The 7,324-nt window shown below is 42.2% G+C and carries 7 protein-coding genes; 2 read left to right on the forward strand and 5 right to left on the reverse strand.

The window, feature by feature from the left end; translation table 11 throughout:
• Window positions 1–76 precede the first annotated feature (76 nt).
• Window positions 77–1,327 (reverse strand): glycerate kinase, encoded by a 1,251-nt coding sequence (locus tag ACM0OY_RS23900; RefSeq protein ID WP_414571317.1) that lies wholly within the window; start codon window positions 1,325–1,327, stop codon window positions 77–79.
• Between the two features lie 99 nt (window positions 1,328–1,426).
• A complete protein-coding gene (locus ACM0OY_RS23905) occupies window positions 1,427–2,893 on the reverse strand; it encodes an SLC13 family permease (protein ID WP_414571318.1) in 1,467 nt (488 codons plus the stop codon).
• Window positions 2,894–3,183: 290 nt separating this feature from the next.
• Between ACM0OY_RS23905 and ACM0OY_RS23910 the strand changes: the two genes are divergently transcribed.
• Window positions 3,184–4,149, forward strand: a complete 966-nt coding sequence (locus tag ACM0OY_RS23910) for an acetamidase/formamidase family protein (protein WP_414571324.1) — start codon at window positions 3,184–3,186, stop codon at window positions 4,147–4,149.
• Between the two features lie 68 nt (window positions 4,150–4,217).
• Here ACM0OY_RS23910 and ACM0OY_RS23915 read toward each other — a convergent pair whose 3' ends face one another.
• Together ACM0OY_RS23915 and ACM0OY_RS23920 are read right to left on the reverse strand one after the other, a co-directional pair.
• Complete coding sequence (locus ACM0OY_RS23915; RefSeq protein ID WP_414571319.1) at window positions 4,218–4,796, reverse strand: NADPH-dependent FMN reductase; 579 nt, start codon at window positions 4,794–4,796, stop codon at window positions 4,218–4,220.
• Between the two features lie 102 nt (window positions 4,797–4,898).
• Window positions 4,899–5,507, reverse strand: coding sequence for a TetR/AcrR family transcriptional regulator (locus ACM0OY_RS23920; protein WP_414571320.1), 609 nt, complete (start codon window positions 5,505–5,507; stop codon window positions 4,899–4,901).
• A gap of 109 nt (window positions 5,508–5,616) precedes the next feature.
• Between ACM0OY_RS23920 and ACM0OY_RS23925 the strand changes: the two genes are divergently transcribed.
• Window positions 5,617–6,111 carry a hypothetical protein gene (locus ACM0OY_RS23925; protein WP_414571321.1) on the forward strand — a complete coding sequence of 165 codons (495 nt, stop codon included), beginning with the start codon at window positions 5,617–5,619 and terminating at the stop codon, window positions 6,109–6,111.
• A 76-nt stretch (window positions 6,112–6,187) separates the two neighbouring features.
• Here the strand turns inward: ACM0OY_RS23925 and ACM0OY_RS23930 are convergent, their stop codons facing one another.
• Entirely contained in the window at window positions 6,188–7,168 is a 981-nt protein-coding gene (locus ACM0OY_RS23930) for a 2-dehydropantoate 2-reductase (RefSeq protein ID WP_414571322.1), read from the reverse strand.
• Between the last annotated feature and the right edge of the window lie 156 nt (window positions 7,169–7,324).

Here is a 7,324-nt window from a genome sequence, read left to right on the forward strand (position 1 = left end):
TCAAAGTCCTCCTTTTTAAGGAGGATTTAGGAGGATCTACGACGATTTTGGTTTTCTAGAGAGATGTAGCCATAAATCAACGTCTGTAGCTTGCTTCCCTAAAGGAAGAACTATCTTTAGTTTTAAATCTTGTTGCTTGCTTCTTGTATGGTGTGTTTACTTGGGATTTAAAGCTTCTCATTTGCCTACCCACCAACAGCAACCGCGCTACCTGTTCAGCAGCATTTGTTAACAAAGTTGAGGTTTGAGAAATCGCCTCACTCAGTTGACAAGGATGAGTCAAAATACTGTTGAAGTAATCGATACCTTGCTGGAAATTGATTTCTGCACCTTTACCAATGGTACCGACAAGTGCAATCACTGGTAAGTTATAACGTTTGGCACGCTTCGCTACTTCAGCCGGAATTTTACCGCGTGGGGTTTGAAAATCGATGCAGCCTTCCGCCGTAATCACTAAATCAGCTTTGGGAATCAGATTATCTAATTCCAAATACTGCATAACGATATCGTAGCGCGAGTATAATTTAGCTCCAATTAAAGCATGTAAACCTGTACCCAAACCCCCAGAAGCACCGCCACCAGGCATTTGTCCCACGTCGATATTTAAATCTGCCCTGATGACTGCGGCGTAGTGTTCTAGTGCAGAAGCCATTGCTTCCACAGTTGCTGCGGATGCACCTTTTTGAGGGCCGAAAACTCTAGCCACACCCTTGTCACCACACAGGACATTATGCCAGTTACAAGCAACATCAATTTGGACTTGATTTAAACGGGAATCTCGCCCAGAAAAGTCAATGCCTTTGAGTTTGATTAATTCACCACAACCCAAACCTAACTCATTGCCATTCTCATCCAACAACTTCACACCCAAAGCTTGCGCCATTCCAGCACCGCCATCATTAGTCCCAGAATCACCGCAGCCTACTAAAATGCGCTCTGCACCAGCATCTAAGGCAGCTTTAATTAACTCGCCAACCCCGTAAGTTGTTGTGATCATGGGATTTCTCATATCGGAGGGTACGAGACGCAACCCCGCCGCCGCCGCCATTTCTAACACGGCAGTTTTTTTCGTAGTTCCACCAAGGAAGCCAAAGTGAGCTTGTACTTTTTTTCCCACAGGCCCGGTTACTTCTAAGTGATGTAAAGTCCCGCCTGTGGCTGCTACCAGAGTTTTAGTGAAGCCTTCACCACCATCTACTAGGGGTGCTTTACAGATATTTACATCTGGTAAAACTCTAGTGATCCCAGTAGCTATGCAATCAGCTACTTGTTCTGCATCAAGACTTTCTTTAAATCCAGAAGGAGCGATTAAAATGTTTAGTGTCATTATTAATTTCCTGCGGCTATCTAGCCGCTTTTTTTGTCATTAAATCGGGAAATGGGCATGGGGCATTGGGCATGGGGATGAGGGAAAATAACTCAGCACTCAGAACGATAGCCCCACCCAACGCCACCAGGTGTAGTAGAACAGAACAACTAAAGCGAAGTGAACAACAATCATCACTGAACTTAGTCGGAGTAAATCTGTTGCTTTAAAGCCATCTTCTTCTGCATCTTGGTAAACCATTAGTGCTTTGGAACTGACGGGGAAGGTTAGGCAATAGTCCATACCTAAGGTACTAAGAAACAAGACAGCAACAGGATTTATATCGAGGCTGCTGGCGAGATACAGCAGGGGAGGGACTAAAGCGGCTGCTCTTGCTGTGTGGGAAGTCATATAAATGTGGGAAGTCAAACTAATGATGGTAAGTAGCACCAGAATCAGAAAGTGGGATTTGGTGCTGTCGATTTCACTGAAGCGAAAGACATGATTAATAATCCATTCTGAAGCTCCAGAACTGATTAATGCGCGTCCTAAAACCAGTGTTGCACCTACGAAAATAATGAGATTCCAAGAAACATCTTTGACTGCATCTTTCCACTTCATCACCCCAAAAGAAGGCGCGGTGAGAATCATGGCACCGATGATGGTGACGGTGGCAATTTCTAAACCATGCCATTTTTCGGTTAACCACAGCGCCAACATCAACAAGACAATCAACAATGTCTTGCGTTCTGGTACAGATAGGGGTGTTGATTGCAAGCATTCAACATCGAACTTTTGTTGCAAGGATTTTTTATCTAGAAACAACCGCATGATTACCCAGCAGGAGGCATAACTGGCAACAATTCCAAAGGGTAAGCCGTAAAGCAACCACTGGGTGAAAGATATATCTTTGTCAGAAATTTCTTCTAATAAATCTTTAGCAACTAAGTGAGAACCTGCACCAGTTAAGGAAGCAATTGTAGACACCAATATAATTGAAGGCATCAACAACGCCAAAGCGCGACGGGTACGCTGATTCTCTACGGCAATGGCGACGCTGCGAAAAATTGGGTGGGTAACAGCAGCGCGTCCAGAGGTAGAGGGAATCAAAAAGGAGAGCGGAATTAAGACTGTAGTCAGCAACCAAAATAAACTGCTGACGTTGTGCGCTTTGGCTGCTACTGCTTGAGTTAGCCTTGTGGCCAAACCAGTTTGCTTAACTGCGCCTCCCAAAATAAACGCACCTATCATTAACCAGACGACATCCGAACCCAAAGACTCAAAAAATTCTTCTTGGGAAATGCCGCCGATTAATAGCAGCATGAGTACCGAAACCAAGGCAATATAACCAGCATTAATTGAGGTCGTTGACCACAAAATTACGGTCACCGCAAACACAAATACAGTCAACCGCCCTTGTATAGATAAGCCATCTGGTAAAAATACCGTGACACCAGATATAGAAGTTAAAAATAGTGCCAATAGTAATTTTGGTTGCCAACGGCTTGATTGCCGAAAATATTGCAAAAATCTATCCAATTGCGTATTTATGGTGTTATGATTCTGATGTTTCTCATTTATTGTCATCTCTTAAATTTAGGCTCTAATTAATCTTAGATATCTCTTTTAATTAACTTGCCTCCTCATGAAAATCAAAGTATTATTGAGTGTCAATTAACTTGACCTTAAAGTAAGTTTAATCAGAACTTTATGAGAAGTGAATTAAGGAAATATGAGAACATTCTCATGAAAGTAATGCTGTATTAGTTGGTTGTAAGGCGGGTTATGAGCTATTCTCTGTATGGGAAACTCAAAGAAAATTTTGATCTCAGGAACCCTTAAATTGGAAGTTCCCAGAGTTAGAAGGAGGTAGAGCGATCGCTCACTACACTTTAAAAGCTACTAAGGATACCGTGCATTTGGGTGGTTTCTCTCATCTGCTAAACCCAGCACTGACTATTAATTCCGGCGATACAGTTGATGTAGAAACTTATACTGGTTATTACGTTTATGACAAGGCGCCACCAGAGTTTCTCACACCAGAATTTCTCGACATCTGCCAAAATCTTTTACCAGAACGCAAAGTTGCTGGAGGGCCGCATTTACTTACAGGGCCAATTTACGTGCGGGATGCAGAACCAGGGGATGTTTTAGAAGTAAAATTAGAAGCGATCGCACCTCGTTTACCTGTAGGTTTCAATGCAATTCGTACAGGTTGGGGAGCTTTACCACATCAGTTTCCTCAACCCGCTTTAAGATTCATTCCTCTGGATTTGGCAAACAATATCGCTGAATTTCCACCCGATGCTGGGATCAAAATTCCCCTCAAACCGTTTTTTGGAATTCTTGGTGTTGCTACGCCAGAAACCTCTCGAACTTCCGTTCCACCAGGTTCTTACGGCGGTAATATCGACAATCGCGAACTTCAAGCAGGCTCTCGTTTATTTTTACCGATTTTTGTTCCAGGTGCGCTATTTTCTATTGGTGATGGACATTCCGCACAGGGAGATGGCGAAGTAAATGTGACTGCCATTGAAACTTCCATGAACGGTAGAATTACACTTAAACTCCGTAAGGATTTACAATTAACAACACCAATTGCCGAAACTCCAACTGATATTATCACAATGGGTTTTGCTCAAACCTTAGATGAAGCCTTAGAACTCGCTTTAAAAAATATGATTGATTTTCTGGAACGCTTCACCAATTTGTCGCCAGAAGATTCTTATGTATTGTGTAGTTTAGCTGTGAACTTTCGCATCACTCAAGTTGTGAATAGTCCCCAAAAAGGTGTACATGGGATGTTACCGAAATCGATTTTATCCAAGAGTATTGATTTATAAAAGAGAAAAGTAAAAAGTAAAAATCAATGTTCACTTAATCTTTACTTTTGCCTTGTTCAGTAAAAAGCTTAATTAAGTTTCAGCAATATTTTTGTTAAGCTATGACCTAAATGTTCAATAGATTCTTGCTGTTTGGGATCTTTTAATGTGCCATCAGGATTAAAAGCTTCATAAGCTTTGGATACGGCTATTTGGTCGGGAAGTACCAAAACTTTGATGTTTCCTAAAATAGACCGCAGGTGAACCAAGCCCCGCAAACCACCAAGACCGCCTGGAGAAGCGCTCATAATCGTAGCAACTTTACCTGCAAAAGCGACCAATGGGGCTTCATTTTCAGATGGACGAGATGCCCAATCAATGGCGTTCTTCAAAACTGCTGTGAGCGAACTGTTATATTCAGGCGAAGCAATGAGAAATCCCTGATGAGAAATCATCAAATCCTTCAATGTGCGGGCGTTGGCTGGTAGTCCTTCTTGAGCTTCCAAATCTTCATCAAATAGAGGTAAGGGCAAATCCCGTAGGTCTAAATATGTCACTTGGGCGCCTGCTGCTTTCGCACCAGCCGCTGCAATTTTTACTAATTTTTTGTTGTAAGAATCTATACGGGTACTGCCAGCAAAGGCTAGGATTTTGGGTGTAGATGCCATAGTTAGAGAATGGGAAGGATTAGCTAACTCAGCTGCATTATCCTGTTTTTAGGCGATCGCTTTTTCTTACCTTTAGTTTTTCTTTAGAAACTTTCTTCCAGATTATCCCGAATTGGTCAGATTAAGCACCTTATCTCCTAGCTGAAAATCTAGAAGCCGACGAACATAAGCACTCCATGATTCGCTACTAAGTGGAAAAACTGATGCATAAAGCATAATACTGCTGATTGTATCGAAGAATAAATCAGAATCAGCATCTGCTTGCAGTTCTCCCCGCTCCTTGCCACGTTTTAGCACGATCGCAAACGCTTGCCGTCGAGGCTGTAGGTATTTCGCCCAATACATCTGAGCAAACTCAGGATTGGTTAATGCACTGCTAATAATCATGGCAACGGTCTGTTTCCCTAAAGGGTTGAGTGTCAGTTGTGCAGCACTCTCGATTAAAGAATCGATATCACCCCAGAAACTACCTGTATCAGGTATAACAACCTCTTGTCTAAGACTTTCAATGGCATCTGCAATCAACTCTTCTTTGCAACTATATCTTCGATAAATCGTGGTTTTGCCTACTCCAGCACGAGCGGCGATCGCATCCATACTCATGTGAGTAAAACCAACCTCTATCAGTAAATCAATTGTCGCCTGGAGAATTGCCTGATGAGACTCAACACTGCGGGGTCTTCCAGGACGCTTTTTAGCGGGTTCGCTCATGTAATAAGAACTTCATATTAACTTTTATCTCTAGCAAACCACAAATCTGTTTGACTTTGTATTTAATATTATCGATACTAATTGTATCGATAATATTAATCACAGACTTATGTCTTTGCAAACTCGACCCAAATATACCAACAAAAATAGCACTCAAACTTTACGTCAAGGGCTGGAGGAATACTACGCAGTCAATTTTCATATCACTCATCCCAAGACTCAACCAGAGGATTTTGCCAAAATCTTGCTTGCTCATGATGCTAGCCATGTCATTTATGGCTGTCACACGAATATGTACGACGAACTTAAGCTTTTGCCGCTGACATTTTGGACAAGTGACTTCAAATTTAGGGATTGGTTGCGTGAGCGCCAGAATCCATCTGTAAATGTGATGTATGAAGAGATGATCGAGCGTGATGGTGTGATTCAGTTGTACAGTTCTATTTTTTTTGAATTAATGCGATTAGTCCCAGAGTTGATTTCAATGTGGCTAAAAACTCGTAACCATAAAACTTTCGTCCCGTTTCTTAACTTTGAACCAATGTTAGACCGTTCACTGTTGGAAATTCGTCAAGAGTTTGACCTTTTTGCTTTCATCAAATAATTTTGGATTTTAGATGTTAGTCGAGAATGAACCAAAAAAATCTAAAATCGGCTTTTATTCAATCTAAAATTGTCAATCAAATCTTTTGTTTGGTCGCTTCCAGTAGCTTGACGCTGGCGTAGATAGCATCAATATGAGGTGTGGGGATTTGAGTGAGTTTTCCCAATTCTGCCACCGCACCAACGATCGCATCTATTTCTGTGGGGCGTCCGGCTTCAATATCTTGTAGCATTGAGGTTTTGTGGGCACCGACGTTTTCAGCCCCATTAATTCGCTGTTCTAGGGTAATGCCAAATTTTATACCCAAATTTTCAGCGATCGCCTGAGCTTCTGTCATCATTTGCCGTGCTAGTTCGCGGGTGAGGGGATAGCGGCAAATATCCTCTAAAGTCGCACCAGTTAAAGCACTGATGGGGTTAAAGGCTACATTACCCCACAACTTGATCCAGATTTCCGTGCGAATTTGATTGCGGATTGGTGCTTTGAATCCTGCTTGTTTGAGGGTTTGGGCTAATAATTGGATGCGATCGCTTTTACTGCCGTCGATTTCACCGAGAGTAAAGCGATCGCCTTCAATATGCTTAATTACACCTGGTTCAACTATCTCAGTTGCCGGGTAAACAACACAACCAATTGCCCGGTCAACCCCGATACCAGCTTCAACGATCCCATCCGGGTCAACAGATTGAATGCGTGTACCTTCATACTCGCCACCATGATGACGAAAGTACCACCAAGGGATGCCATTTTGGGCTGTGATAACTGTGGTGTGGGGATTGTAGAGTGTGGAAAGCGAGGGGGCGATCGCTGGAACACTGTGAGCCTTAACAGTTAAAATTACTACATCTTGTTCCCCTGCTTCCTGAATATCGCTAGTTGCCAAAGCCGGATGAGCAACTTGGCTAGAACCGTCCGCCATGACTAGCTTCAGTCCATTTTTTTTTATTGCTTCCAAATGAGAACCACGAGCAATCAGCGTCACTGTTTCACCAGCTAGTGCTAATTTTGCTCCTAAATATCCACCGATCGCACCCGCACCAACAATACAGATTTTCATTTTGTCAAAAGAATATGGATTATAGTTTATTACGATTTTAAGTTGAAAAATTCCAAAATTTTATGAGGCGACAAATCTATAGTAAAGTTGCTTTAATTCTAATATAGCGGTTATCAGTCCAGTTAAGTACACTTAGGAGAAAGCAATTCTACTGAT

This window comes from Nostoc sp. CCY 9925, assembly GCF_963920935.1.
Classification (GTDB): Bacteria; Cyanobacteriota; Cyanobacteriia; order Cyanobacteriales; family Nostocaceae; genus Nostoc.

Excerpts from the sequence above, each read along its gene's own strand:
- ACM0OY_RS23900 (WP_414571317.1), bottom strand. The coding sequence starts at position 1,327 with ATGACACTAAACATTTTAATCGCTCCTTCTGGATTTAAAGAAAGTCTT.
- ACM0OY_RS23905 (WP_414571318.1), bottom strand. The coding sequence starts at position 2,893 with ATGACAATAAATGAGAAACATCAGAATCATAACACCATAAATACGCAA.
- ACM0OY_RS23915 (WP_414571319.1), bottom strand. The coding sequence starts at position 4,796 with ATGGCATCTACACCCAAAATCCTAGCCTTTGCTGGCAGTACCCGTATA.
- ACM0OY_RS23920 (WP_414571320.1), bottom strand. The coding sequence starts at position 5,507 with ATGAGCGAACCCGCTAAAAAGCGTCCTGGAAGACCCCGCAGTGTTGAG.
- ACM0OY_RS23925 (WP_414571321.1), top strand. The coding sequence starts at position 5,617 with ATGTCTTTGCAAACTCGACCCAAATATACCAACAAAAATAGCACTCAA.
- ACM0OY_RS23930 (WP_414571322.1), bottom strand. The coding sequence starts at position 7,168 with ATGAAAATCTGTATTGTTGGTGCGGGTGCGATCGGTGGATATTTAGGA.